Source organism: Sphingobium lactosutens DS20, from assembly GCF_000445105.1.
Taxonomy (GTDB): domain Bacteria; phylum Pseudomonadota; class Alphaproteobacteria; order Sphingomonadales; family Sphingomonadaceae; genus Sphingobium; species Sphingobium lactosutens.
On the sequence record NZ_ATDP01000097.1, the window covers coordinates 57,743 to 81,556 of the forward strand.

The window sequence follows — 23,814 nt, forward strand, 5'->3', positions numbered from 1 at the left end:
CCCCCAAGCACCCACCCGACCAGAGGCCCGATGCGGATTTTTCAAGTCATCGTCATGACGCTTGCGCTGCTGGCGCTCCATCCGGTCGCATGGGCGCAGGGGGCGTTCGGGGGCGGTCCGGCTCATCTCGCGGCGCAGCTGGACAGTGAAAGCGACAGCCCCGCGCCCGGCGGCGCGACTGCGATTGCCTTTGCCATGACGCCCGAACCGGGCTGGCATGGATATTGGGAAAATCCTGGGGACGCGGGCCTTGGCATGACCGTGGAATGGACCTTGCCCAAGGGGGTGACGGTCGGCCCGCTGCGCTATCCGGTGCCCGAGATGCTGCTGATTTCGGGTCTGATGAACCATGTGTATGAAGGGCCCTATGCGATCCTGGCCGATCTGAAGCTCGCCCGTGACGTGCAGCCCGGCACACGCCTGCCGGTCGTGGCCAAGGCACAGTGGCTGGCTTGCACTGACAAGGTGTGCGTGCCCGAAAGCGGGACGTTGCGGCTCGATCTGGTCGCAGGCGATGGCGCGGTCGCGCCCGCGCAGCGGGCGCGATTCGACGTCTGGCGGACGCACCTGCCCCGGCCGCTGGGATCGCAAGCGCGCTACGAGGTCAAGGATGGCCGTCTGCGCATCGCGGTCCCTTTCCCGGCAGAAGCGGCGGCGCAGGATGTGCATCTGTTCGCCCTGACCGAGGGGCTGGCCCCCTATGCCGCCGAGCAGACCGTAACCCGATCGAATAATCAGATGGTTATCGAAATGCCGGCGGGCGAAGGCATCAAGGGCGAACAGGTGCAGGCGGTGCTGCGGACCGGCGATCATGTCGGCTTCCTGCTCACGGCGGTTCCGGGGGCGGTCGAGGACCCGCAAGCCGCAGGGCAGGCCGGCGCCATATTGGCGGCGCTGGGCGGCGCTTTGCTTGGCGGCCTGCTGCTCAACATCATGCCCTGCGTCTTTCCGATTTTGGGCCTCAAAGCGATGAAGCTGGCCAAAGCGGGCGGTGACGAACGCAGCGTCCGGCGGGAGGCACTGGCCTATGCGGCTGGCGTCGTCCTCACCTGCCTTGCGCTGGGCGGCCTGCTGCTTGCCCTGCGCGCGGCGGGCACTGCCGTTGGGTGGGCTTTTCAGTTGCAGGATCCCCGCGTCATTCTGGCGCTGCTGCTGCTGGTCAGCGCCATCGCGTTCAACCTCGCTGGCCTGTTTGAGCTGCGGCCCTTTGGCGGCGGCGACGGCCTGGCTCGCAAGGGCGGGGCAATGGGGGCTTTCTGGACCGGCGTACTGGTCGCCTTCGTGGCGACGCCCTGCACCGGGCCATTCATGGCGGCTGCGATGGGCGCGGCTCTGCTGCTGCCGCTGGCCGCAGCTCTCGCCATTTTTGCAGGTCTTGGCCTTGGCCTGGCGCTGCCCTTCCTGCTGCTGGCCTATATCCCGGCGCTGCGCAGCCGCCTGCCGCGCCCCGGCGCCTGGATGGGCCGGTTCCAGAAGCTCTTGTCGGTGCCCATGTTCCTGACCGCGCTCGGCCTTGCCTGGCTATTGGGCCAGCAGCGCGGCGTTTCGGGCATGACCATCGGCCTTGGCGCGGCGCTGCTGCTGGCGCTGCTCCTCTGGTGGCTGGGCGTGCGGCAGCATGGTGGGAAGGGCGGCGGTCTGATCGCCGGGATCGGCGCGCTGGCATTGCTGGCCGGGGCCGCGATCGCCTTGCCCGCCACCGCCCCGGCAAGGGCTGGAAACAGCGCCACTTCCGTCGCCTTCGCCGTCGAGAAACTGGATGGGTTGCGCGCGGCGAACAAGCCAGTCTTCCTCTATTTCACCGCTGACTGGTGCCTGACGTGCAAGGCCAATGAGGCCGCCGCCATCGACCGGGCGGAGGTGCGCGCGGCGTTCGACAAGGCTGGCGTCACTGTCATGGTCGGCGACTGGACCAATGCCGATCCCGCCATCACCCGCTTCCTCGAACGCCAGGGGCGTTCGGGTGTGCCGCTCTATCTTTGGTATGCGCCAGGGAAAGAGGCCGTCGTGCTGCCCCAGTTGCTGACACCTGCGACGCTCACCGGGCTGGTGCGCTGATGGCCAGGGTTCGCGCCGATCAGCTGCTTGTCGATAACGGCCTTGCGGAAAGCCGGGCGCGGGCGCAGGCGCTGATCCTGGCTGGGCTGGTTTTTCTGGGCGATCGCAAGGTGGAAAAGGCGGGGCAGCAGGTGCCGGCCGACGCGGCGCTGGACGTGCGCGGGCGCGATCATCCCTGGGTATCGCGCGGCGGCGTCAAGCTTGCCCACGCGCTGGAAGCGTTCGCGATCGACGTGACGGCTTTTGTCGCGATCGATGTCGGATCGTCCACCGGCGGCTTTACCGACGTGCTGCTGACGCAGGGCGCGGCGAAGGTCTATGCCGTCGACAGCGGGACCAACCAGCTCGCCTGGAAATTGCGCAGCGACGACCGCGTCATCGTGCATGAACAGACCAGCGCCCGCATCCTGACCGATGCCCATATTCCAGAGCCCGTCGATATCATCGTGTGCGACGCCAGCTTCATCAGCCTGGCCAAGGTGCTGGAAAAGCCGATCGGCTTTGCCCGCCCCGGCGCGCACCTCGTCGCGCTCATCAAGCCGCAGTTCGAAGCGCGCCGGGAGGAGGTTGGCAAGAATGGCGTCGTGCGCGATCCCGCCGTTCATGATCGCGTCTGCATGGAGGTGCAGGAGTGGGTGACGACGCAGGGATGGACCGTCGCGGGACTGACGCAAAGTCCCATTACCGGTCCGCAGGGCAATATCGAATTTCTTCTGCATGCCCGGCTTGGCGGATAATCGCGCCAGCTTCGTTCCCGCCGTCGATACATAATGATACAGACCGCGACCAAGGGTCAGGTTGTGTCGTGAGGAAAGGCCCGATAGCCCCTCATCATGCGCCTTATTTTGCCCCTATTTCTCAGCGCCCTTTGTCTTGCCGGTTGCAGCGGCGAAGACCAAAAGCCGCAACGCGCCGCGCCGCTCGTCACGGTCAAGCCGATCGCCAAGGCCACTTTCACCGATCGGGTCGAAGCAGTGGGAACGGCGCTCGCCAATGAACAGGTCGTGCTGTCCGCGCCCGTGACCGAACGCATCGAGTCCGTAAACTTTGCCGACGGCGGCTTCGTCAGCCGTGGCCAGGTGATCGCCACCATGGCGGTCGCGCAGGAAAAGGCGGAACTCGCCGCCGCGCAGGCGCAGGCGCGCCAGGCCAGCCAGCAGCTGGAGCGCATCGAGGCGCTGAAGGCGCGCGGCTTTGCCACGGCCGCATCGCTCGACCAGCAGCTGGCGCTCGCCAATGCGGCGAAGGCCGCGGCCGACCAGTCGCGCGCGGCGATCAGCGACCGGGTGATCCGCGCGCCCTTTGGCGGCTGGGTCAGCCTGCGCACCATATCGCCGGGTGCGATCATCCCGGCTGGCACGGCCATCGCCACCGTCAGCGACATCAGCCGCATCAAGCTGGACTTCACCATTCCCGAAACCCAGCTGTCGATGATCCGCGAGGGCATGCCGATCGACGCTGTGTCCGCCGCCTGGCCCGACCAGCCGTTCAGGGGCACGATCGCCACCATCGATCCTGTGATCGATCCGGCCACGCGCGCGGTCAGGGTCCGGGCCATCCTGCCCAATGGGGACAAGAAACTGAAGCCCGGCATGTTGCTGACCGTCAGCGTCCAGGCGAGCCAGCGGGAGTCGCTGGCGGTGCCGGAGCTGGCCGTGGTGGGAGATGGCGAGGATCGTTACGTCTTCGCGCTGGACGGCCGCATTGCCAAGCGGGTCAAGGTCAAGACCGGGATGCGCCAGAACGGCATGGTCGAGATATTGGGCGGCGTGAAAGCCGGTCAGCCCATCGTGACCGAAGGTGTCGTCAAATTGAGCGACGGAGCAAAAGTGCGGCTGGCAGGCGACAAGCCGCAATCCGGCACCGCCAAGGCCAAGGGCTGAGGACGCGCCGCTATGCAGTTGTCCGACCTGTCCGTCCGCCGCCCGGTATTCGCCGCGGTCGTCGCCGTGCTCCTCTGCATCGTCGGGGTGGTCGGCTATCTCAGCCTGTCGGTGCGCGAATATCCCGATACCGATCCGCCCATCGTTTCGGTCGAAACCATCTACACCGGCGCCGCCGCGTCGGTCGTGGAAACCCGCATCACGCAGCTGATCGAGGATGCGGTGGCGGGCGTGCAGGGCATCCAGACGATCACGTCCACGTCGGAGGATGGCCAGTCCGATATCAATATCGAATTTGATCCGTCTCGCGATATCGACAGTGCCGCCAATGACGTGCGCGACCGGGTCGGATCCGTGGTCGAGGATCTGCCCGAAGACGCGCTGGCGCCCGAAATCCGCAAGGTGGATTCCGACGCGCGCTCCATCCTCTTCCTCTCCATCTCCCGCCCCGGCTGGAGCTCCATCCAGATCAGCGATTATATCGACCGCAATATCGTCGATCGCTTTTCCGCCATCGACGGCGTCGCCCGCGTGTTCATCGGCGGGGAGGCGCGTCCGTCCACCCGCATCTGGTTCAACGCGGAAAAGCTGGCTGCATTCGGGCTGACGCCAGCGGATGTCGAAAATGCGCTGCGCACGCAGAATGTCGAATTGCCCGCCGGTCGTTTCGAATCGAAACAGCAAAACCAGACCCTGCGTGTCGAACGACCCTTCGCCACGCCACAGCAATTCGCCGACCTGGTGATCGGGCGCGGGGCGGATGGCTACCAGGTGAAGCTGGGGGACGTCGCGCGGATCGAAGAGGGGCCGGAAAATCCCTATAGCAGTTTCCGTTCCAATGGCGGCACCGCCATCGGCCTGGGCATCATTCGCCAGTCGGGCGCCAACACGCTGGAAGTGGCGCAAAAGGCCAAGGCGCTGATCAAGGATCTGGAACCCACGCTGCCGGCGGGCATGTCCATCGCTATCGGCACTGACGAAAGCCTGTTCATCGAGCGCGCGATCGAGAATGTCTATGATACGCTGCTGGAAGCGGCGCTGCTCGTCATCCTGGTCATCTTCCTGTTCCTGGGGTCCGTGCGCGCGACTCTGGTGCCGGCCGTCACCGTGCCGATCTGTTTGCTCGCGACCTGCGCGGTGATGTGGCTGCTGGGCCTGTCGATCAATCTGCTGACGTTGCTGGCATTCGTGCTGGCGATCGGCCTGGTGGTCGACGATGCGATCGTCGTCCTCGAAAATGTCTATCACCGCGTCGAGCAGGGCGACGATCCGCTGGTCGCGGCCTATTTGGGGTCGCGTCAGGTGGGCTTCGCGATCATCTCCACGACATTAGTGGTGTGCGCGGTCTTCGTGCCGATCATGTTCCTGGCGGGGCAGACCGGGCTGCTGTTCCGCGAACTCGCCATTGCCATGATCGCGGCGATCGGTTTTTCCGGCTTCATTTCCTTGAGCCTTGCGCCGATGCTCTGTTCCAAACTGCTCAAGACCGCCGAGCGCGGGCGATTGGCGCGCTGGGTCGATGACCGCTTCCAGCGGATCGAGGGCGGCTATGCCCGCTGGCTCGACCATGTGCTTCGCAAACCCGTGCTGCCGGTTCTGGGCGTGCTGCTGTTCCTGGGGGTCGCGGGTTTCTTCTTCACCCGCCTGCCGACCGAACTGGCGCCTGCTGAAGATACCGGCGTCGTCGAATCCAGCATCAGCGCGCCCGAAGGCACCGGCTATGACCAGATGCTGGCCTATATGCTCAAGATCGAGAAGGATCTCAATTTCCTGCGCAAGGATGGCACGCTGCAAAATCTGGTCGTGCGCGCGCCCGGCGGTTTTGGCACGACGGACGATTTCAACAGCGGTAATGTCATCGCCTTCCTGCGCCCGTGGGAAGATCGCAGCATCACCACCGCGGAAGTCGCGACCATCATCAACAAGGTGATCGCTGACCAGCCTGGCGTGCGCGGCAATGCGGCGCCGCGATCGGGGCTGGGCCGAGGACGCGGGTTGCCTGTCAATCTCGTGCTGGCCGGCGCGACCTATGAAGGGCTGGCGGCGGCGCGGGACCGGATCATGGCGGCGGCGGCCAATTATCCCGGCCTCATCAACCTCGACAGCGACTACAAGGAATCCAAGCCCCAGATGCGGATCGAAACCGATCTGCAACGGGCGGGCGACCTCGGCGTGTCGGTCAATGACGTCAGCCAGGCGCTGCAAAGCCTGCTTGGGTCCCGCCGCGTCACCACCTATGTCGACCGGGGCGAGGAATATCGCGTGCTGGTGCAGGCGGAGGATGAAGGGCGGGAAACCGTTGCCGATCTGGAGCGCATCAATGTCCGCAGCCGGACCGGCGCCCTGGTGCCCTTGTCCTCGCTGGTGACGGTGAAGGAAGTGGCCGGGCCACGTCAGCTCAACCGCTACAATAAATTGCGCGCGATCACGCTGACCGCCGCGCTGGCGCCGGGAACATCGCTGGGCGATGCGCTCACCTGGCTGGAAGGGCAGGCGCGGCAGTCGCCCGAAGTCATCGCGCTGGGCTATCGCGGAGAGAGCCAGTCCTTGCGCGAAACCGGCGGCGCGATCTGGCTGGTGTTCGGCCTCACCATCGTCGTGGTGTTCCTGTTGCTTGCCGCCCAGTTCGAAAGCTTCATCCATCCCGGCGTCATCATCGCGACCGTGCCGCTTGCGGTGGCGGGCGGCGTGCTGGGGCTGGCGCTGACTGGCGGATCGGTCAATCTCTACAGCCAGATCGGCATCGTCATGCTGGTCGGGCTGGCTGCGAAGAACGGCATTCTGATCGTCGAATTCGCCAACCAGTTGCGCGACGAAGGGCTGGAAATCGGACGCGCGATCCGGGAAGCCGCGCAGCGCCGTCTGCGCCCGATCCTCATGACGTCGATCGCCACCGTCATCGGCGCGCTGCCGCTGGTGATCCGAGGCGGCGCGGGGGCTGCGGCGCGCCAGTCGATCGGCGTGGTCGTGGTGTTCGGCGTCAGCCTGGCGACGCTGATCACGCTGTTCCTCATCCCCATCTTCTATTCGCGCGTTGCCAAGCGCACGGTTTCTCCGCAAACCGTCAGCCGCAAGCTGGAATCGGCGCTCAAGGATTCGCCCGAACCAGCCGAATGAGTGACAAGCGCGGGGGTGGTGTTGCCGATGAACGGAATTGCGTCACAGGGTCAGTTGCGCCTGTCCTATCTGCGGTGGGCGCTCGTGACCGTGCCAGCCATCGTGTTTCTGGGGTTTCTGTCGGGCCAGCTCGCCAATAGCGGCTATGGCAATCGCTGGTTCGATGCGCTCGACAAGCCGGGGCTGATGCCGCCGGGCTGGGCGTTCGGTGTCGCCTGGACGATCCTTTATGTGCTGATGGCGCTGGCGTTCGCGATCGTCCTGCATGCGCGGGGGGCGCAGGGGCGGGGCGTGGCCATCGGCCTGTTTCTGCTGCAACTGGTGATGAACCTTGCCTGGTCGCCGCTTTTCTTTCGCCTGCATCAGGTAAGCGCCGCGCTGGTCCTGATCATCGCGCTGATCGTGGTCGTCAGCCTTACCATCCGCTACTTCTGGCGCATTCGGCGGGTGGCGGGCCTGTTGCTGCTGCCCTATCTGGCCTGGCTGTGTTTCGCCTCATATCTCAATTATGAAATTGGCCGCCTCAATCCTGATGCGGAAACCCTTGTCGCTCCGGCGCTCAGGACCCAAGTAAGATAGACAAAGGCGCCGGTCGCGCCGCAGGAAGGACAAGAGCAATGCAGAGCGAGAACCGCTTTTTCGACGATCTGGCCAAGCTGGTCAACGGCGCGGCCGGCACCATGGCCGGCATGACCCGCGAATTTGAATCCAACGCGCGGGAAAGGGCCAAGGAATGGATTGGCGGCATGGACTTCGTGTCGCGCGAGGAATTCGATACGGTCAAGGCCATGGCGCAGGCGGCGCGCGAAGAAGTTGAAGCGCTCAAGGCCCGGATCGACGCGCTGGAGGGCAAGGCGGGCGAACCCGTCACCAAGAGCGTGAAGACGGTCAAGCCCAAGGCGAGCGAAACACTGGACCGCAGCATCGAGGGTGTCGCCCCGTTGCCGGACGACGCCAACTGAGCGACTGTCCTTTGCCGTCCTGCGGTGTTAAGGCGCGCCGATGATGGATAGCGACGAATTTGAACAGGGCGGCCAGGAAGCCGCGCCGATCGATATGCTTGCCGCCTATTTCGAGGCGCACGGATGGAGCTTCGACCAGGTCGGCGAGGATGAGATCGTCGGCAACACGCAGGGGTCCTGGGCGCAATATGAATTGCGCGGCATCTGGCGTGACGAGGATCAAGTGCTTCAGCTGCTGGTGTTGCCCGACGTCCGTGTGGCGGAGGACAAACGCGGGGCGATCTACGAAACGCTGGGGCTTATCAACGAACAGCTCTGGATCGGTCATTTTGAGCTATGGTCGTCCAGCGGCATCGTGCTGTTTCGCCATGGCGCGTTGCTGGGCGCGGGTGGCACGTTGACGCTCGATCAGGCGCAATTGCTCGTGGAAACCGCCATTGACGAGTGCGAACGCTTTTACCCGGTTTTTCAGTTTGTGCTCTGGGGCGGCAAGTCGCCATCCGAGGCGATTTCTGCGAGCCTGATCGAAACCCGGGGCGAGGCCTGATCCATGGCGACAGGCTGGCCCCCGCATCTGTTTCTTGTCGGCTGCGGCAATATGGCCGGACAGATGCTGCATCGCTGGCTGGCCTGCGGACTGGACCCCGATCGCGTCACCATTTTGCGGCCAAGCGGTCGGCCCGTCGCGGATGGCGTGCGGGTCGTGACGGCTTATCCCGACGCCCTGCCGCAAGGTACGACCGTCATGCTGGGCATGAAGCCCCATCAGATCGCTGACGTGGCAGAGCAGCTGGCGCCGCTTTGCACCACTGATACCGTGATGCTGTCGATCCTGGCCGGCACGACGCTGGCCGACCTGCGCGCGCGCTTTCCGTCCGCGCGCGACGTCGTGCGGGCCATGCCCAATCTGCCCGTGGGAATCGGGCAGGGCGTGGTCGCGCTCTATACCGATGAACAGGCGTCTTCGGCCGGTAGGACGGAGGCCGGCGCATTGATGGCGCCGCTGGGCCTTTGCGAATGGATAGCCGATGAAGCGCTGTTCAATCGGGTGACGGCGCTGTCGGGCTGCGGCCCGGCCTTTCTCTTCCGCTTTATCGATGCGCTGGCGCGGGCCGGCGAAGCGATCGGCATTCCCCCTGAGCAAGCGGCCCGTATGGCGATGGCGACGGTGCAAGGAGCAGCCACCATGGCGGCGGCCCAAGAGAACCCCGCTACGCTGGCCGATCAGGTGGCAAGTCCCGGCGGCATGACGCGCGAAGGTCTGAACGTCCTTGATGCCGATGACCGGCTGCTGACGCTTTTGACCGACACGCTGGAAGCGGCCCGGGATCGCGGGGAGGCGATGGCGCGCGGACACTGAAGGTCGGTTTCCCTTCGCAGGGCATTACGCTAAAGGCCCCGCGATTAAATTGTGGAGTGCGCCATGCTGTCCCCCGATGCCCCGATCCTGCTGCTGACGACTGGCGGCACCATCGACAAAATCTATTTCGACGCCCTGTCCGATTATCAGGTGGGTGAAACCGTGATGGCGAAGCTGCTCGATGTGGCCCGCGTCAAACGCCCCTTCCGGATCGAGGAAGTGACGCGCAAGGATAGCCTGGAACTGGACGATAACGACCGCGCGCTGATTGCGGCCCGCGTCGCCGCCGCGCGAGAGCGGCACATCGTCATCACCCATGGTACCGATACCATGACTGAAACGGCCAAGATGCTGAAAGGCATAGAGGGCAAGACGATTGTGCTCGTCGGCGCGCTGGCTCCCGCGCGATTTGGCGAAAGCGACGCCAGCTTCAACCTGGGCATGGCCTTTGCGACGGCGCAGGTCGCTGATCCGGGCGTCTATATCACCATGAGCGGATCAGTCTTCCGCGCGGATAAGGTGGTCAAGGATCGCGCCAAGGGCGCTTTCGTCCCGGTCGAGGACGGGGCGGCCTGAACATGCGTCTTACATATTGTCCAACGTTGCGGAGTGCCGTCATGAAGGCCGTTCACGCATTTTCTATCTTGATGCTTGGCGCTCTTGCCGCCCTGCCGATGCCCGCAGCAGCATCGGAGATTTCGACCCATGTCTTGGACCTGGCGACCGGCACCGGCGGCGCGGGAATCCCTGCCACGCTGGAACGCAAAAATGACGCTGGGGACTGGGTTGCTGTCGGCAGCGCGACGACCGATGCCAATGGCCGTGTGCGCGACTTCGGGCCGGGCGTGGCGACCCCGCCGGGCATCTATCGCATCCGCTTCGACATCAGCCGCTACAAGGGCGCGGGACCCAAGCCCTTTTTCCCTGAAATCGACATTGTTTTCCGCGCTGATGACGACAGCGCCCATTATCATGTGCCGGTCGTCATGAGCCCCTATGGCTATAGCAGCTATCGCGGCAATTAGAGGGCCAATCGGGAACCTCGCTGTGCCATTTAGTATTGATCCTGCCGGGTGGCACCACGATGAGGAGTAGGACGAAATTATGGCCGATTATCAGGTCGAACAGGAACGCCCGGCAACGACGACCACGGTGATTGAGCGTCGCAGTGGTGGCGGCATGACGCTGGCGATCCTTTTGCTGGTCGTCGTGGTGGCGGTCGCTGCCTTTTTCCTGATCAGCAGCGAAACCAGCAAGGACAATGCTGTGTCCAGCGCAGCCTCACAGGTCGGCGAAGCGGCCAGCAGCGTGGGTGACGCGGCGCAGGATGCCGCTGGCGCAGTGAAGGATCAGTAAGCTTCAGTCGCCGCGATAAGAGCGAAAAAAAGGAGCGCATCGACAGGTCGACGCGCTCCTTTCTATGTCTCAAAATGATGAGCGATCAGCCTTCGACCTTCGCATATTTGGGCGCGGCTTCATTCAGGATGCGCAGGATCTTCTGCAGCGCGCTCGGCTCGTCCGTTTCTTCCATAGCGGCCAGTTCGCGAGCAAGCCGGCTCGAGGCAGCTTCGAAAATCTGGCGTTCGGAATAGCTCTGTTCTGGCTGATCGTCGGCACGGAACAGATCGCGGGTCACTTCGGCGATCGACACGAGATCGCCCGAATTGATCTTCGCCTCATATTCCTGCGCGCGGCGCGACCACATGGTGCGCTTGACCTTGGGCTTGCCCTTGAGCGTTTCCATGGCCTCTTCCAGCGTCTTGTTGGACGACAGCTTGCGCATCCCCACGCCTTCGGCCTTGTTGGTCGGCACGCGAAGCGTCATGCGCTCCTTTTCGAACCGAAGCACATATAGCTCCAATTCCATGCCCGCGATCTGCTCCTTCTGAAGCTCGATCACACGGCCGACGCCATGCTTGGGGTAAACGACATAATCACCAACGTCAAAGGACAGCGCCTTGGCAGCCATTTGATACCTTTCCAATTCTAACGGGAGGCGGGCCGTCGCGAAGCAGCGAGACAAAGCGGAATGCCACAATGTGCCCGGCGCGACCCGTCAAGACATGAAGTTCATTCTCCAGGGCCGCATTCAGGGAAATCCGACCGTTGCGGCCGCTTTTAGCAGATTCGTAACAAAATTACCACCCCCAGACACAATGGTCGGGGGTGTGGCATATTTCGGGACCTGGCAGCGCAGAGACGGGCTTAGTCGCCCTTGCCCGGTTCGGGCGAGAAAAACTGCTCCAGCTTGTTTTCAACGCCATTCATGGCTTCGGCATCCGCAGGGGCATCGCCCTTTACCGTGATATTGGGCCATTCGGCGGAATATTTGGTGTTGAGCTCCAGCCATTTTTCAAGGCCGTTCTCGGTATCGGGCAGGATCGCCTCGGCAGGGCATTCCGGCTCGCACACGCCGCAGTCGATGCATTCATTGGGGTTGATGACCAGCATATTTTCCCCCTCGTAGAAGCAATCCACGGGGCAGACCTCGACGCAATCCATGAATTTGCAGCGGATGCAATTGTCGGTCACGACATAGGTCATTGTTCGGGCACTCTTGTCCTTGGGAAAAGCGCCGCCCTGCTATGCCCGCCACGCGCGAACGTCAATGAGGATATTATTGGCGTGCATTAAGAGACGGTTTGGCGCGGCCCGATGGCTAATCCCGCCCTGCGCGCAACGCCGCGCCGCCGGCAAAAGGGGTGATCGCGACCAGCAGCAGCGACGCAGCCGCCAGGAATTTGAACGCCGCCCCGCTGCCATCGCTCATCGTGCCTGCGCCAAAAATGAGCAGCGGCACGGCAAGAGGCAGCGCAAGTAGTCCAGCCAACGCGCCACTGGAGCGCAAACCTGCGGTTAGCGTGGCGACAAGCAGCCCAAGCGCCGCCAGCCCCGGCGTGCCGACCAGCAGCCCAAGCTCAAGGCGAGCCATAGCCGCGGCGTCGAGTTTCAGCAGCGCGGCGGCGGGCACGGTCGCCAGCATCAACGGCGGACCAAAGCCGATCCAATGCGCCAGCAGGCGGGCCAATATGATCCATTCCTCGCCAATGTCGCGCGCGGCCAACTGATCCAGCACGCCGGCTTGCACATCCGGGGCGATCAGCCGATCCACCGGCAGCAGGCTGGCCAGCAGCGCGGCGATCCAGAGCATGCCGCCTCCTGTCCGTGCAAGCAGCGCGGCATCGGGGCCAACGGCGAAAGGGAACAGGCTGGCGACGAGCAGGAGGAAAGCGACGGGAAGCCACATCCCCCCCGACGCCCAGGCCAACCGCAGGTCGCGGCGAATGAGCAGCCACAAGAGCCTCATGCGGCATCTGCCTGATGATCGGGAAGGTGGATCGTGACGGGCGCCATGATGGGCAGCGGTTGGTGGGACGCGGCAACGACGATACCTCCGGCACTCAGATGGCGACCGACGGCCTGGCCAAGCAGGTCGAGCGAGACCGTGTCGAGGCCATTGCCCGGTTCGTCCAGGAGCCAGATGGCAGCGCCGCTGGCAATGACCCTTGCCAGCATGGCGCGCTTGCGCTGGCCGGTGGAAAGCATCCGCACCGGGACCTCCGCGAGGGGGGTAAGCGCCATCGCATCCATCGCCGCGTCCACCTGTGCTGCGTCTGCCCTGTCGATTGCAGCCCAGAAAGACAGTGCCTTATGCAGCGACACTTCATTGTCCAGCGCCAGCTTTTCATCGCATAGCGCAACGCCGCCGCTGCGCATCACCGATCCGCTGAATGCCGGGAGAAGGCCGGCGCACAGACGCAACAGGCTGGACTTGCCCGCGCCATTGGGCCCGGTAAGCATCGCGCCGCCCCCCGATGTGAGGGAGAGGCTGACCCCGCGAAACAGCATCCGCCCGCCGCGCACGCAGGCGACGTCATCCAGCCGCAGCGCCGCGCCGGTCATGATGCGACCATATCCTCCAGCACATGCATGTCGATGTCCGACAGACCGAAATGATGGCCGATCTCATGCACGACGACATGGGTTATGAGCGCGTCGAGCGGCACGCCGGTTTCGACCCATTCGTCGAGCAGGGGCCGGCGGAACAGGTGAACGGTGGGTGGCGTGTCGCCTGTCTGCGCCTCCTGCCCGACCGGACGCCCGGTGTAGAGCCCGGTCAGGCCGAAAGGATCGTCAATGTCCATCTCTCGTAGCGTGTCCGCGTCGGCGAAGTCCTCGACGAACAGCACGACATTGGCCAGGTGCGCGCGAAAGGGATCGGGCAGGCGGTTCAGCGCCTCCAGCGCAAGCGTTTCAATCTCCTGCGCGCTAGGCGCAAAGCGCGGCGGTTGACGGGTCTGCGACATGACTGCCACATAAGCGCAAAGCGTCGCCAAGGGATAGAGACATGATTGCCAGATTGACCGAGGAAGAGCGCGCCGCAGCGCTCGCCCGATTGCCGCTATGGACCGCCGTCGCCGATCCGGATGGCCTGTCCCGCCGCTTCACCTTTGCCGACTTCAATGCCGCTTTCGGCTTCATGACGCGGGTGGCCATATTGGCGGAAAAGGCGGACCATCATCCCGAATGGTCCAACGTCTATAACCGCGTCGACATTGTGCTGACCACGCATGATGCTGGGGGCTTGTCACAGCGTGATGTGGACCTGGCGCAGGCGATCGACGCGTTGATCGAGTGATCAGCGATAGCTGAGCTGCGTTTCGATGCGGTCGTCATAGCCCTTCAATGCGGCGATGACCGACGGATCATTGGCATAGCGCCGGCGCAACATGGCCAGGCGCGCGTCCGTGCCCCGGCAAAGCTCGTCGATATTTTCCTGAATGAAGGCGCGGCGTTCCGCGTCATAGGGGTCTTCGCCGCGAAAATGGTCGCAACCATCCCGCGCCACCATGAATTCCGTCACCTCCCGCGGGAAGGGCGCGGCGCTGGCGGCGACGTCCGAAGGGGGCAGGTCGAGCGGGAAATAGGGGGCAGGCTGCGTCCGCACGGTGACGACAGGGCTGGCCGGCATGGGTGCTGCGGCCACCTTGGCCGGTGCGGGCTTCGGCGGTTCAACGGGCTGGGGCGCTGGCGGCTCGGGAGCAGCAGCCTGCGCGGCAGGCGGCTGGGGCGGCTGGGCGTCATTGCCCGCCTGCGCGCTGTCATCAGACGCGCGGCAGCCGGCGGTCAGCGCCAGCATCATAGCCATCGGAACCAGCACAATAGGCCTGCTCACCCGATTTCCTCCCGCAAGCTGGCGATCAAATCCGCGACATGCGGCAGGCGCGACTCTTCCTCGTCAAGGATCGCCAGAAACGCCGCCCGCCTATAGTCGGCCAGCATCTCGGGCGGAAGCCGACTTGCCGCAGGGACACTCGAATTCACGATGTCCAGAAGCCGTTCGATGCCGTGCAGCCGCCCCCATAGATAATCATTTTCCCGATAGACGCGGCTGAAGAACGCACCGAAGTTGTTGAATTCTATTCCTTTCAACGTGGCTTCCGCCCCGCCTGGGCGAATGGCGGCGCAATCTTCGGGTGAGATCCGGTCGACCTTGACGGGATCATATTCATCCAGAGTGTCACCCTGGAGCAACGGTAGCGAGGCAATGTCGGTGAAGAGGAAGCCGAGATAGGCCAGCAACATGGTGCGGCGACCCACCTTTGGCAGTCCGGCGAGAGCCTCCGCCAGCATCTCGTCGGCCGATTCGTCACGGGCTTTGAGGTCGCGCGCCGCCGCCACCGCCTCCAGCGCGGCGGCTGCATCCGTGGGGACGGCTTTCGCCGCCGCTATGACGCTGTCGCCGTAAAAATCATGGTCCTCGCATTCGGCATAGAGCGACAGCGCACCGTAAATGGCGTCATGCATGGCGAGCACCGCGGCATCTTCGGCCTCAGCTTCGATTTCCAGCGTTTCGGCCAGGCGGCGGGCCAGGAAGCGCAAGCGGCGAATGCGAAACGCCAGGTCATGGGCGCGGAAGAAGGCAACGGGCGCCGCTGCCGATCCGCCATTGTCGCTCAGTTGGTCAGCGCCCTGGCCGCGCACTGCGGCCCAGACCGACTGGCGATAGGCTTCGCGCATCATGGCACTGTCTTCCCCGCTCAACTGGAAGAGGAGCGCACACAGCGATTCGACGATGCCCGACAATTTCAGATGGCCATAAGCGGGGTAGGCGAAGCCGGCGGCCCCCGCCGCGCGCTGCTGCGCCTTGGCGCGCCAGGCTGACAGGCGCGCGGGCGTCGGCCGGTCCAGAAACAGCATGCGCCCGACCGCGCTCTCCACATCCGCCTCGATCCCGGGACGCAGCGCGTCGAAAATACGGCGCATCCGGCGGATGCGCGCGGAATGACGGTCAATGACATCCAGATTGTCGCGAATGGGTTGTTCACGCGGGATGTCGGACAGCGCGCCAAAGATGGTCCGAAAAAAGCCGGGAAGAGGCTGGGTTGCTCCGCTCGGCAGCTCTTCCTGCTGCCCTTCCTTGTTGAGGCGGATGGAGCGATGGCCGGGCTTGGGATCGATATAGACAAAACGCCGGTCCACCTCGCGCCGGGACGGGCGGTTGCGCAGCGCGCCGATCGCCTGAGCAAAAGGGGCATTGGCCAGCACCGATCCGTCGATCAGCACCGCGTCCTCGGCGCTGCCCCGCGCGGCATGGCGGGGCAGGGCACGCGCCAGGAACGTATCGCGAGTCGGCCAGTTGCGATGTTTGCGCATGAGCACCCGGTCCAGTTCCCGCACGGTAAAGGGGGGGAAGGCGCCGGGGAAGCTGGCCGTCGCCCGCGCCGCGAACACCAGTTCGGACGCATCGGCGAACAGCCTTTCGCCCCGCCCGCGCGCGCGAAAGCCGATCGAAAGCCGATGCTCTGTCTCGATCACCTGGGGCGGGCTGTTGAGGTTGAGGCTTTGGGGATGGCCTTCAAAATCGGTGACGGTAACGAACAGGTCGAGCGGGTGCCCGTCGGGCAGCAGCGGCGGCCCACGATCGGCCGCCGCCATCGCGTCGAAGGCATCGAGCAACATGGTTGTGAAGATTTCGCCGCCGAACGGGGGTTCGAACCAGCGTGACCGGATGAAGCGCGACAATTTCATCCGCACCTCTTCGCGGGTGCCGGGGGCCACGGTGCGTTCTACCGCATCGCCCGGATGTCGCGCCGCCATCCAGACGAGCGGGGTCGCCCAGAATTTGGTGAAGGCGCGGGCCGGGCGGGCGTCAGGGTCGAGCAACTGGTCGACATCGGCATTTTGAAGCCACAGGTCCGTCAAAGGCTCCAGCGACTGGCCCGTCTCGATCGCCTGCGCCAGGAATATGCCGTTGATGCCGCCCGCGCTGGCGCCAGCGATGATGTCGGGCATGATCCGCAGACGAATGCCGCTCTGCGCCTCGATCGCCCCGATCAATGCGCGATAGACGGCCTCGCTGCCGCTGCTGGGGGCGGCGTCATCGTGATAGGCGCGGCTGGCGCGGGCGAGCCGCCACACTTCCTTGGTGATGCCGTGCATGTAGATGGCCAGGCTGATGCCGCCGTAGCAGACCAGCGCAAGCCGCAATTCCCGCTCCTTCATGGCGTCAGGGTCGCAGAGGCAGAGCGCATTGTCGAGGGCGATGATCGGCCGCCATCCCCTCCAATGACGTCAGTCAATTGTGAGTTCCGCCCAGATCGGCAGATGGTCAGACGCCTTGCGCGCGGCCGCGCTGTCGTGGACGCCGCAACTCTTCAGGGTCAGCCGATCGCAATGCATGATGCGATCCAGCCGCGCCACGGGGCGGCGGGCGTGGAAGCTTCGGCCGCACGGAGCGAAATTATAATGCCGGCTGAAATCGGCTAGGCACCCGCCATTCGCGCTCCATTCGTTAAGGTCGCCCATCAGGATGGTGGGCAAGCGGTCGCCCTGTGCAGCGGCGTGGATGACCGCCGCCGCCTGCCGCCGCCGCCACAGTCCCGACAGGTCGAGATGCATCCCGAACACGCGTACTGTCATGCCCTTTGCCGTGACTTCGGCCATGGTCGCGCCACGCGGCTCCAGATAAGGCAGATGCAGCACGTCATGCGCGCCGATTTCCGCCTCCTTGCGCACCAGTATCGCATTGCCATGCCAGCCCATGGAGTCGGTCTGGATGTTGAGGGGCACGGATTTATAGCTGCTCAACGTATCGAGCAGCAGCGGCGGAATGGCGGCCGATCGTACGCCGAAACGCCGGTCCGCTTCCTGCAAGGCGACGATGTCGGCGTCCACCTCGCCCAAAACTTCGAGTACCCGTTTCGGGATGCGTCGCCGATCGGTGCCAATGGCCTTGCGGATATTGTAACTGGCGACGCGGATCGTTTTCATGCCGTTTCAAATGCCCGAGCCTGCGCGATGTTTCCATGGGGCAGGCAATCGTTCTTGAATTGTTCCGTGCGTTTCGCCATGACAGGCCATGGCCAAGGCAAAGCGCAAATTCGTCTGTCAGCAATGCGGCACCGTCACCAGCCGATGGCAGGGACAGTGTGAGGATTGCGGCGAATGGAACAGCATTGTCGAGGAGGCCGGAGAAACCGTCTTTTCCGCGCGCCATGACCTGCAAAATGGCGGCCGGGCGATCACGCTGGTGGGCCTCGATAGCGCGGTCGAACTGCCACCGCGCACCAGCACCGGCATTGCCGAGTTCGATCGGGCGTTGGGGGGCGGCATCGTCCATGGCTCCGCGACGCTGATCGGCGGCGATCCGGGCATCGGCAAATCGACCCTGCTGCTCCAGGCGGCGGCGCGTATCGCCATGCGCGGTCTGTCGGTCGCCTATATCAGCGGCGAGGAAGCGGCTGATCAGGTGCGGCTGCGCGCGCAGCGGCTGGGCCTTGGCACCGCGCCGGTCAAACTGGCGAGCGCGACATCCGTGCGCGACATATTGACCACGCTGGGGGAGGGACCGCCACCCGCGCTGCTCATCATCGATTCCATTCAGACGATGCACAGCGACCTGATCGAGGGCGCGCCCGGCACCGTCAGCCAGGTGCGCGCCTCTTCCCAGGAGCTGATCAAATTCGCCAAGCAACGCGGCACCGCGCTCATTCTGGTCGGCCATGTCACCAAGGATGGCAGCATCGCCGGGCCGCGCGTGCTGGAACATATGGTCGATACCGTGCTGGCGTTCGAGGGCGAGCGCAGCCACCAATATCGCATCCTGCGCGCGGTCAAGAATCGCTTTGGCGGCACGGATGAAATCGGGGTCTTTGCGATGGTCGCCGAGGGGCTGGAGGAGGTCGCCAACCCGTCAGCCCTGTTCCTCACCAACCGGGACGAGACTGTGACGGGCGCGACCGTCTTTCCCGCGCTGGAAGGAACGCGGCCTGTGCTGGTGGAGATACAGGCGCTGGTGGTGCGCCTGTCCAGTGGCGCAACGCCCCGCCGCGCGGTCGTTGGCTGGGACAATGGCCGGCTGGCGATGATCCTGGCCGTACTGGAGGCGCGCTGTGGCCTCAGCTTTTCGACGGCCGAAGTCTATCTCAATGTCGCAGGTGGCTATCGCCTGTCCGATCCGGCGGCTGACCTTGCCGTCGCGGCCGCGCTGATCTCCGCGCTGTCGGAACGGCCGGTGCCCGCCGATATCGTGCTGTTCGGCGAGGTAGCCTTGTCCAGCGAGATCCGGCCCGTCGCACATGCGCCGCTGCGCCTGCGCGAAGCCGCCAAACTGGGGTTCAACCGCGCCTTCGTGCCGGCGTCCGCCAGCGATGGCGTGAAGGGTATAGCGGTGAGCGGTTTTCGGACGCTCGCGCAGCTGGTTGACCAGATGCTGGGACGCGGATAGCCACGCAGGCGATGAACGCCGTCGATATTCTTGTTCTGCTGGCCATCGGCGGCTGTGCCGTGCTGGGCCTGTTGCGCGGTTTCGTGCTGGAAACGCTGTCGCTGATCGCCTGGGTGCTCGCGATCTTCGCGATCCGTCTCTGTCATGCGTCGGCCGCCGAGCTGCTCAGCGCCTTCGTCCGCTCGCCCAGCGGCGCAGCCGTTCTGGCGCTTATATTGGTGTTTGGCGTGACCTTCGGTGCGGGCAAGCTGCTCGCCCACGCGATCGGCCGACGAACGCGCCAGTCGGTACTGGGGCCGGTCGACCGGGTGTTGGGCGCAGGCTTCGGCGCGGTAAAGGGCCTGATCGGCGCGACGCTGATCTTCCTCGCCTTCAGCCTCGTCTACGACACATTCTATGGCAGCGGCGCGCGCCGGCCCGACTGGCTGAGCGACGCGCGCACCTATCCGCTGCTCAATGCCAGCGGGCAGGCGATCAGCGCCTTTCTTGCCGAACAGCGCGCCAAGCAGCCCGCGCCCGAGGATCGCTGAGGCTTCAGTCGTAGCTTTTGCCGGTATGCTGGGTGACGTTGGCGTCGCCGCTGACCTGATCCTGATGCAATTCCTCGCCATGCCAGATGTTGCGGGCCAGGAAGATGACAATGACGATCGCCAGGATGAGGGCAACGACCCAGCATCCCGCGCGTTGCAGGCGGCGGGCGCTGGGCTGTTCGGAAGGGGGCATGCGTTCGGTCATGGGAACCCAAGCGTCCGCCGGCAGCAACGGTTCCGCTATCCGTTAACCCAGGATCAGAGCCAGCCCTTTTCCCGATAGGCCGTGGCCGTTGCCTTCAGGCCATCCTCGGTCGGGATTTGAGGCATCCACAAGCGGCGGGGCGGCTGCATCGTCGGCGCGACCACCCAGTCGGGATGGCAGAAATATGCCACGCGATCGGGGGTCAGCTTTGCCTTGCCGCCGCGGATCATCCGGTCCGCCTGTGCCGCCATGCCCAATGCCCAGCGCGGCGTCGCCACTGTTCGCACCTGCCGCCCGACCGCTCGGCCAATCGCTGCGCCAAAGTCGTGATGATCCCATCCGCCCGGCGTGCCGTCATCAACTTCGTAGGTGCGGGCGAGGCTGTTTTCGGTTTCCTTCGCCGCCGCCAGCAACAGCCGCGCAAGATCACCGACATGGATGACCGACAGCCGCCCGCCGGGGGGCAGCATCATGATCCCGCGCTTGGCCATGCGGAACAGTTCCAGCATTTCGCGATCATTGGGGCCGTAAATGGCGGGAGGACGCACGATCGTCCAATCGAGCGCGCTCGCCTTCACATGGCGTTCGGCCAGCGCCTTCGACCAGCCATAATCCGACAATTCGGGTTCGCGCGCGGCAAGGGAGGATATATGCACCAGGCGGCGGATGCCGCGCCGACGCATGGCGTCGACGACCGCCACTGTGCCGCGTGCATTGCCGGCTTCGAAACCGGCTCGATCGGGCGCGTTGACGACGCCAGCGATGTGAATGACGGCGTCGGCATCGCGCACCAGCGTATCGAGCGCGGCCGCATCATCCAGCGATCCCGGCACCCATTTCAGCCTGGCGCGGGGCGGTTGCGCGCGTCGCGTCAAGGCGTTGACGCGCAGGCCCTCGCCCAAGGCCTGTTCCAGCACGTCCGTGCCGACAAAGCCGGTCGCGCCGGTCATGGCGATGCGAAACGGTGCCATGGCTCAGATCATCGCCAGATGATCGCGATGGACCAGCACCGACCGGGGCATTTCACCCAGCAGCGCGGGAATATCCTCGCTGCGGCGACCGGCAATCCTGGCGGCTGCAACGCTGTCATATTCGATAAGGCCGCGAGCGATCACGCGGCCGTCCTGCGCCACGATGTCGATGACATCACCCCGTTCAAATACGCCCTCGACCCGCGCGACCCCGGCCGGCAGCAGGCTGTTGCCCTTGGCCAGCGCCCGTTCGGCACCCGCGTCCACGATGACCCGCCCCTGAGTCGTCAACCGGCCCGCCAACCAGCCCTTGCGCGCGCCCTTGCCCTGTGCGGCCAGAAAGATGGAGCCACGGCCGCCATTCGCCCAATGCGACAGCGGTGCGTCGACCTTGCCGGAGATGATCGCCAAATGCGCGCCCGCCCCGGTGGCGATGCGGGCGGCCTGGATCTTGGACACCATGCCCCCTGATCCCATACCCGACGCAGAGCTGCCGTCCGCCATCGCCGCGATCCGCGCGTCGATCGTTTCGATCGTTTCTATCAACATGGCGGTCGCATCGACCTGCGGGTTGGCGGTGTAAAGCCCGTCGACATCGGAAAGCAGGACAACCGCGTCAGCCCGTGCCGCCTGTCCGATACGCGCCGCCAGCCGATCATTGTCGCCGAACCGGATCTCGGCCGTCGCCACGCTGTCATTTTCATTGACCACGGGCACGACATCGAGCGTCATCAGCCGCTCCAGCGTTGCCGACGCATTAAGGTAGCGTCGCCGGTTTTCCAGGTCGTCCAGTGTTACCAGCATTTGCGCGGCAGTGATGCCTTGCTGATCGAGCAGGCTTGCCCAGCATTGCGACAGCGCGATCTGCCCGGTGGCGGCGGCGGCCTGCGCGTCTTCCAGCGACCCGCGCCCGCCCTTGGGCAGGTTAAGCCGCCTGGCGCCCAGCGCAATGGCGCCGGAGGAAACGATAATGACCTGCTGCCCCGCCGCCTTTCGTGCCGCGATGTCCGCGACCAGCGTGCGTAGCCAGTCCACGCGCACCTGCCCTGCCGGATCGACGAGCAGCGCCGAGCCAATCTTTATGACGAGGCGGCGGACCAGGGCAGGGGGGAAGCCGGAGAGGGATGACATGGCGATCTGGAATACAATCCGTTCGATTCGGGCTTGTCGAGAACCCCCGCGCACCGTTCTCGACAAGCTCGAACCGAACGGAGGCGGGCTACAGAGTCGTCAAATCGGCGACCAGGGTTTCTCGGCCTCGGGCGCGTCTTCTTCCTCGCCTTGGGCCGGCGTATCCAGCATCGGCAACACTGCGTCCAGCAGCGCGCCCACGCCCTCGCCGGTCGCGCCCGAAATGATGAACACATCCTCGACGCCGGCTTCCTCGCGCAATTGGCTGGCAATATCTTCCATCAGTTCCTGGCCGAGCAGATCGCCCTTGTTGAGCGCCACCAGCTGCGGCTTTTCATCCAGGCCGCCGCCATAGGCCGCCAGTTCATCGGTCACGATGCGGAAGGCGTCGACGGGATCGTCTCCGGTCGCGTCGATAAGGTGCAACAGCACCCGGCAGCGTTCGATATGGCCAAGGAACCGATCGCCAATCCCCGCGCCTTCGGCGGCGCCTTCGATCAGGCCGGGAATATCCGCCAGCACGAATTCGCGATCGCGGTGCAGCACCACGCCCAGTTGCGGCTTTGTGGTGGTGAAGGCATAGGCGCCGACCTTCGCCTTGGTATTCGTCACCTGATTGATGAGGGTCGACTTGCCGGCATTGGGCATGCCGACGAGGCCCACATCGGCCAGCAGCTTCAACCGCAGCCATACCCACATTTCCTGGCCCGGCCAGCCGGTGCCATGCTGACGCGGGGCGCGATTGGTGCTGGTCTTGTACGACAGGTTGCCGCGGCCGCCATCGCCGCCGCGCAGCAGGGTGATGCGCTGGCCCACTTCGGTGAAGTCGGCGAGCAATTCCTGCTCATATTCCATCGACCCGTCTTCATCATCCTCCGTCCCCTCGATCGGGGTGGGATCGGACAGGATTTGCGTGCCGACGGGGACTTTGATGACCAGGTCGTCTCCGCCCGCGCCATAGCGATTCTTGCCCATGCCGGGCTGGCCGCGCTGCGCCTTGAAATGCTGCGTGTAGCGAAAGTCGATCAGCGTGTTGAGGCCGGCCACCGCTTCAAAGATGATGTCGCCCCCCTTGCCGCCATTGCCGCCGTCCGGGCCGCCATATTCGACATATTTTTCGCGCCGAAAGCTGACCGCGCCGGGACCGCCCCAGCCGGACTTGATATAGATTTTCGCTTGATCGAGGAAATGCATGGCGCGCCCATAGCCCCATTGGCGCGAAAGTTAAACCTTGGCTTGCTCTGCGATCGTCGCAGCTTCCTGCATCAATGCAAAGCTAAGGCTGCGCGTCGCGATTTCGCGCGCCTTGGCCCGTGGCAATCCGATGGCGGCCGCCATGGGACCGCCCAGTTGCGAATCGCCCAGGGCAAGCAGGACCAGCATCAGCGTATTTTCCCGGATCAGCCCAGCAAGGTTTGCGCTGAGCGCGCTGCCGGCCAGCCGGTCGACCAGCCGGTGAATCGCCTCCACCACCGGGTCGAGCGCATCTTCGTTCCCTGACGCCAGCATCCAGCTCGCCAGCGCCCCGGCGCCCTGCGCGTCAAAGGCGTCGAAGGTCATGTCGACGATGGCGCGGGGGCCGACTTCGCCACGGCGAGCGGCGTCGACCGTCTCCCCGATGCGGGCGGTGATAGTTTCTGCCAGATGCGCCGCCAGCGCCTTCTGCAATCCGGCCGCCGATCCGAAATGGTGGAGAAGGTTGGCATGAGTGCGATCGATCCGGCTGGCCACGGCCTTTAGCGTGACCGCCTGGGGTCCTGCTTCGATTAACAGGGCGCGCGCGGCCTCCATGGCGGCGAGGCGGCTCTGGTCGGGGCTAAGGCGTACACGTTTTGTTGACATAAGTGTCAGTTGCTCTTATTTACAT

At 64.7% G+C, this 23,814-nt stretch carries 27 protein-coding genes; 14 read left to right on the top strand and 13 right to left on the bottom strand.

Annotated elements, in window-relative coordinates:
- Nucleotides 1–30 precede the first annotated feature (30 nt).
- From RLDS_RS44295 to RLDS_RS44345, 11 genes are all read left to right on the top strand, one after another.
- Nucleotides 31–2,058 (top strand): protein-disulfide reductase DsbD family protein, encoded by a 2,028-nt coding sequence (locus RLDS_RS44295; protein ID WP_021226871.1) that lies wholly within the window; start codon nucleotides 31–33, stop codon nucleotides 2,056–2,058.
- Nucleotides 2,058–2,795 carry a TlyA family RNA methyltransferase gene (locus RLDS_RS44300; RefSeq protein ID WP_021226872.1) on the top strand — a complete coding sequence of 246 codons (738 nt, stop codon included), beginning with the start codon at nucleotides 2,058–2,060 and terminating at the stop codon, nucleotides 2,793–2,795. Before RLDS_RS44295 ends, RLDS_RS44300 begins: the two co-directional genes overlap by 1 nt.
- A gap of 96 nt (nucleotides 2,796–2,891) precedes the next feature.
- Complete coding sequence (locus RLDS_RS44305) at nucleotides 2,892–3,941, top strand: efflux RND transporter periplasmic adaptor subunit (RefSeq protein ID WP_021226873.1); 1,050 nt, start codon at nucleotides 2,892–2,894, stop codon at nucleotides 3,939–3,941.
- A 12-nt stretch (nucleotides 3,942–3,953) separates the two neighbouring features.
- The gene (locus RLDS_RS44310) at nucleotides 3,954–7,058 is read left to right on the top strand and encodes an efflux RND transporter permease subunit (RefSeq protein WP_021226874.1); all 3,105 of its coding nucleotides are present in this window, start codon (nucleotides 3,954–3,956) and stop codon (nucleotides 7,056–7,058) included.
- Between the two features lie 27 nt (nucleotides 7,059–7,085).
- The gene (locus RLDS_RS44315) at nucleotides 7,086–7,637 is read left to right on the top strand and encodes a TspO/MBR family protein (protein ID WP_021226875.1); all 552 of its coding nucleotides are present in this window, start codon (nucleotides 7,086–7,088) and stop codon (nucleotides 7,635–7,637) included.
- 38 nt (nucleotides 7,638–7,675) lie between these two features.
- Nucleotides 7,676–8,020, top strand: a complete 345-nt coding sequence (locus RLDS_RS44320; RefSeq protein WP_021226876.1) for an accessory factor UbiK family protein — start codon at nucleotides 7,676–7,678, stop codon at nucleotides 8,018–8,020.
- Nucleotides 8,021–8,060: 40 nt separating this feature from the next.
- The gene (locus RLDS_RS44325) at nucleotides 8,061–8,567 is read left to right on the top strand and encodes a type III secretion system chaperone family protein (protein ID WP_021226877.1); all 507 of its coding nucleotides are present in this window, start codon (nucleotides 8,061–8,063) and stop codon (nucleotides 8,565–8,567) included.
- A gap of 3 nt (nucleotides 8,568–8,570) precedes the next feature.
- A complete protein-coding gene (gene proC / locus RLDS_RS44330) occupies nucleotides 8,571–9,380 on the top strand; it encodes a pyrroline-5-carboxylate reductase (RefSeq protein ID WP_021226878.1) in 810 nt (269 codons plus the stop codon).
- Between the two features lie 63 nt (nucleotides 9,381–9,443).
- Entirely contained in the window at nucleotides 9,444–9,956 is a 513-nt protein-coding gene (locus RLDS_RS44335) for an asparaginase domain-containing protein (RefSeq protein WP_021226879.1), read from the top strand.
- Between the two features lie 41 nt (nucleotides 9,957–9,997).
- Entirely contained in the window at nucleotides 9,998–10,405 is a 408-nt protein-coding gene (gene uraH / locus RLDS_RS44340) for a hydroxyisourate hydrolase (RefSeq protein ID WP_021226880.1), read from the top strand.
- 79 nt (nucleotides 10,406–10,484) lie between these two features.
- Nucleotides 10,485–10,736, top strand: coding sequence for a hypothetical protein (locus RLDS_RS44345; RefSeq protein ID WP_021226881.1), 252 nt, complete (start codon nucleotides 10,485–10,487; stop codon nucleotides 10,734–10,736).
- Between the two features lie 85 nt (nucleotides 10,737–10,821).
- Here the strand turns inward: RLDS_RS44345 and RLDS_RS44350 are convergent, their stop codons facing one another.
- The 5 genes from RLDS_RS44350 to RLDS_RS44370 all read right to left on the bottom strand — a co-directional run bounded on the left by RLDS_RS44350 (nucleotide 10,822) and on the right by RLDS_RS44370 (nucleotide 13,687).
- Nucleotides 10,822–11,349 (bottom strand): CarD family transcriptional regulator, encoded by a 528-nt coding sequence (locus RLDS_RS44350; protein WP_009822450.1) that lies wholly within the window; start codon nucleotides 11,347–11,349, stop codon nucleotides 10,822–10,824.
- A gap of 236 nt (nucleotides 11,350–11,585) precedes the next feature.
- Nucleotides 11,586–11,924, bottom strand: a complete 339-nt coding sequence (fdxA, locus tag RLDS_RS44355) for a ferredoxin FdxA (RefSeq protein WP_021226882.1) — start codon at nucleotides 11,922–11,924, stop codon at nucleotides 11,586–11,588.
- A 115-nt stretch (nucleotides 11,925–12,039) separates the two neighbouring features.
- A complete protein-coding gene (locus RLDS_RS44360; protein WP_021226883.1) occupies nucleotides 12,040–12,687 on the bottom strand; it encodes a heme exporter protein CcmB in 648 nt (215 codons plus the stop codon).
- Complete coding sequence (ccmA, locus tag RLDS_RS44365) at nucleotides 12,684–13,283, bottom strand: heme ABC exporter ATP-binding protein CcmA (protein ID WP_021226884.1); 600 nt, start codon at nucleotides 13,281–13,283, stop codon at nucleotides 12,684–12,686. Before ccmA ends, RLDS_RS44360 begins: the two co-directional genes overlap by 4 nt.
- Nucleotides 13,280–13,687 carry a metallopeptidase family protein gene (locus RLDS_RS44370; RefSeq protein ID WP_031298460.1) on the bottom strand — a complete coding sequence of 136 codons (408 nt, stop codon included), beginning with the start codon at nucleotides 13,685–13,687 and terminating at the stop codon, nucleotides 13,280–13,282. Before RLDS_RS44370 ends, ccmA begins: the two co-directional genes overlap by 4 nt.
- Nucleotides 13,688–13,689: 2 nt before the next feature.
- Between RLDS_RS44370 and RLDS_RS44375 the strand changes: the two genes are divergently transcribed.
- The gene (locus tag RLDS_RS44375) at nucleotides 13,690–14,019 is read left to right on the top strand and encodes a 4a-hydroxytetrahydrobiopterin dehydratase (protein ID WP_269078218.1); all 330 of its coding nucleotides are present in this window, start codon (nucleotides 13,690–13,692) and stop codon (nucleotides 14,017–14,019) included.
- Here RLDS_RS44375 and RLDS_RS44380 read toward each other — a convergent pair whose 3' ends face one another.
- The 3 genes from RLDS_RS44380 to RLDS_RS44390 form a co-directional block, all read right to left on the bottom strand.
- Nucleotides 14,020–14,523: a hypothetical protein gene (locus RLDS_RS44380; protein ID WP_031298461.1), complete on the bottom strand. Its 504-nt coding sequence runs from the start codon at nucleotides 14,521–14,523 to the stop codon at nucleotides 14,020–14,022.
- A 29-nt stretch (nucleotides 14,524–14,552) separates the two neighbouring features.
- Nucleotides 14,553–16,886 carry a patatin-like protein gene (locus RLDS_RS44385; protein WP_021226888.1) on the bottom strand — a complete coding sequence of 778 codons (2,334 nt, stop codon included), beginning with the start codon at nucleotides 16,884–16,886 and terminating at the stop codon, nucleotides 14,553–14,555.
- A gap of 69 nt (nucleotides 16,887–16,955) precedes the next feature.
- Nucleotides 16,956–17,654 carry an endonuclease/exonuclease/phosphatase family protein gene (locus tag RLDS_RS44390; RefSeq protein WP_021226889.1) on the bottom strand — a complete coding sequence of 233 codons (699 nt, stop codon included), beginning with the start codon at nucleotides 17,652–17,654 and terminating at the stop codon, nucleotides 16,956–16,958.
- Nucleotides 17,655–17,742: 88 nt separating this feature from the next.
- Here RLDS_RS44390 and radA point away from each other — a divergent pair, with 88 nt between their 5' ends.
- Both radA and RLDS_RS44400 read left to right on the top strand, forming a co-directional pair.
- Nucleotides 17,743–19,110: a DNA repair protein RadA gene (radA, locus tag RLDS_RS44395; RefSeq protein WP_021226890.1), complete on the top strand. Its 1,368-nt coding sequence runs from the start codon at nucleotides 17,743–17,745 to the stop codon at nucleotides 19,108–19,110.
- An 11-nt stretch (nucleotides 19,111–19,121) separates the two neighbouring features.
- Nucleotides 19,122–19,640 carry a CvpA family protein gene (locus RLDS_RS44400; protein ID WP_021226891.1) on the top strand — a complete coding sequence of 173 codons (519 nt, stop codon included), beginning with the start codon at nucleotides 19,122–19,124 and terminating at the stop codon, nucleotides 19,638–19,640.
- A gap of 4 nt (nucleotides 19,641–19,644) precedes the next feature.
- Here the strand turns inward: RLDS_RS44400 and RLDS_RS44405 are convergent, their stop codons facing one another.
- The 5 genes from RLDS_RS44405 to RLDS_RS44425 all read right to left on the bottom strand — a co-directional run bounded on the left by RLDS_RS44405 (nucleotide 19,645) and on the right by RLDS_RS44425 (nucleotide 23,789).
- Nucleotides 19,645–19,845, bottom strand: a complete 201-nt coding sequence (locus tag RLDS_RS44405; protein ID WP_084514867.1) for a hypothetical protein — start codon at nucleotides 19,843–19,845, stop codon at nucleotides 19,645–19,647.
- A 53-nt stretch (nucleotides 19,846–19,898) separates the two neighbouring features.
- On the bottom strand, nucleotides 19,899–20,795 hold the full coding sequence (locus RLDS_RS44410) for an NAD-dependent epimerase/dehydratase family protein (RefSeq protein ID WP_031298465.1): 897 nt from the start codon (nucleotides 20,793–20,795) through the stop codon (nucleotides 19,899–19,901).
- A gap of 24 nt (nucleotides 20,796–20,819) precedes the next feature.
- Nucleotides 20,820–21,947 carry a glutamate 5-kinase gene (gene proB, locus RLDS_RS44415; protein WP_021226894.1) on the bottom strand — a complete coding sequence of 376 codons (1,128 nt, stop codon included), beginning with the start codon at nucleotides 21,945–21,947 and terminating at the stop codon, nucleotides 20,820–20,822.
- A 99-nt stretch (nucleotides 21,948–22,046) separates the two neighbouring features.
- Nucleotides 22,047–23,141: a GTPase ObgE gene (obgE, locus tag RLDS_RS44420; RefSeq protein ID WP_021226895.1), complete on the bottom strand. Its 1,095-nt coding sequence runs from the start codon at nucleotides 23,139–23,141 to the stop codon at nucleotides 22,047–22,049.
- Between the two features lie 30 nt (nucleotides 23,142–23,171).
- Entirely contained in the window at nucleotides 23,172–23,789 is a 618-nt protein-coding gene (locus RLDS_RS44425) for a TetR/AcrR family transcriptional regulator (protein WP_031298467.1), read from the bottom strand.
- Nucleotides 23,790–23,814: the final 25 nt, after the last annotated feature.

What these genes read in the sequence shown, in the direction of transcription:
- RLDS_RS44295 (WP_021226871.1), top strand. Translation starts at nt 31, where the DNA reads ATGCGGATTTTTCAAGTCATCGTCATGACGCTTGCGCTGCTGGCGCTC.
- RLDS_RS44300 (WP_021226872.1), top strand. Translation starts at nt 2,058, where the DNA reads ATGGCCAGGGTTCGCGCCGATCAGCTGCTTGTCGATAACGGCCTTGCG.
- RLDS_RS44305 (WP_021226873.1), top strand. Translation starts at nt 2,892, where the DNA reads ATGCGCCTTATTTTGCCCCTATTTCTCAGCGCCCTTTGTCTTGCCGGT.
- RLDS_RS44310 (WP_021226874.1), top strand. Translation starts at nt 3,954, where the DNA reads ATGCAGTTGTCCGACCTGTCCGTCCGCCGCCCGGTATTCGCCGCGGTC.
- RLDS_RS44315 (WP_021226875.1), top strand. Translation starts at nt 7,086, where the DNA reads ATGAACGGAATTGCGTCACAGGGTCAGTTGCGCCTGTCCTATCTGCGG.
- RLDS_RS44320 (WP_021226876.1), top strand. Translation starts at nt 7,676, where the DNA reads ATGCAGAGCGAGAACCGCTTTTTCGACGATCTGGCCAAGCTGGTCAAC.
- RLDS_RS44325 (WP_021226877.1), top strand. Translation starts at nt 8,061, where the DNA reads ATGATGGATAGCGACGAATTTGAACAGGGCGGCCAGGAAGCCGCGCCG.
- proC (WP_021226878.1), top strand. Translation starts at nt 8,571, where the DNA reads ATGGCGACAGGCTGGCCCCCGCATCTGTTTCTTGTCGGCTGCGGCAAT.
- RLDS_RS44335 (WP_021226879.1), top strand. Translation starts at nt 9,444, where the DNA reads ATGCTGTCCCCCGATGCCCCGATCCTGCTGCTGACGACTGGCGGCACC.
- uraH (WP_021226880.1), top strand. Translation starts at nt 9,998, where the DNA reads ATGAAGGCCGTTCACGCATTTTCTATCTTGATGCTTGGCGCTCTTGCC.
- RLDS_RS44345 (WP_021226881.1), top strand. Translation starts at nt 10,485, where the DNA reads ATGGCCGATTATCAGGTCGAACAGGAACGCCCGGCAACGACGACCACG.
- RLDS_RS44350 (WP_009822450.1), bottom strand. Translation starts at nt 11,349, where the DNA reads ATGGCTGCCAAGGCGCTGTCCTTTGACGTTGGTGATTATGTCGTTTAC.
- fdxA (WP_021226882.1), bottom strand. Translation starts at nt 11,924, where the DNA reads ATGACCTATGTCGTGACCGACAATTGCATCCGCTGCAAATTCATGGAT.
- RLDS_RS44360 (WP_021226883.1), bottom strand. Translation starts at nt 12,687, where the DNA reads ATGAGGCTCTTGTGGCTGCTCATTCGCCGCGACCTGCGGTTGGCCTGG.
- ccmA (WP_021226884.1), bottom strand. Translation starts at nt 13,283, where the DNA reads ATGACCGGCGCGGCGCTGCGGCTGGATGACGTCGCCTGCGTGCGCGGC.
- RLDS_RS44370 (WP_031298460.1), bottom strand. Translation starts at nt 13,687, where the DNA reads ATGTCGCAGACCCGTCAACCGCCGCGCTTTGCGCCTAGCGCGCAGGAG.
- RLDS_RS44380 (WP_031298461.1), bottom strand. Translation starts at nt 14,523, where the DNA reads ATGATGCTGGCGCTGACCGCCGGCTGCCGCGCGTCTGATGACAGCGCG.
- RLDS_RS44385 (WP_021226888.1), bottom strand. Translation starts at nt 16,886, where the DNA reads ATGAAGGAGCGGGAATTGCGGCTTGCGCTGGTCTGCTACGGCGGCATC.
- RLDS_RS44390 (WP_021226889.1), bottom strand. Translation starts at nt 17,654, where the DNA reads ATGAAAACGATCCGCGTCGCCAGTTACAATATCCGCAAGGCCATTGGC.
- radA (WP_021226890.1), top strand. Translation starts at nt 17,743, where the DNA reads ATGGCCAAGGCAAAGCGCAAATTCGTCTGTCAGCAATGCGGCACCGTC.
- RLDS_RS44400 (WP_021226891.1), top strand. Translation starts at nt 19,122, where the DNA reads ATGAACGCCGTCGATATTCTTGTTCTGCTGGCCATCGGCGGCTGTGCC.
- RLDS_RS44405 (WP_084514867.1), bottom strand. Translation starts at nt 19,845, where the DNA reads ATGACCGAACGCATGCCCCCTTCCGAACAGCCCAGCGCCCGCCGCCTG.
- RLDS_RS44410 (WP_031298465.1), bottom strand. Translation starts at nt 20,795, where the DNA reads ATGACCGGCGCGACCGGCTTTGTCGGCACGGACGTGCTGGAACAGGCC.
- proB (WP_021226894.1), bottom strand. Translation starts at nt 21,947, where the DNA reads ATGTCATCCCTCTCCGGCTTCCCCCCTGCCCTGGTCCGCCGCCTCGTC.
- obgE (WP_021226895.1), bottom strand. Translation starts at nt 23,141, where the DNA reads ATGCATTTCCTCGATCAAGCGAAAATCTATATCAAGTCCGGCTGGGGC.
- RLDS_RS44425 (WP_031298467.1), bottom strand. Translation starts at nt 23,789, where the DNA reads ATGTCAACAAAACGTGTACGCCTTAGCCCCGACCAGAGCCGCCTCGCC.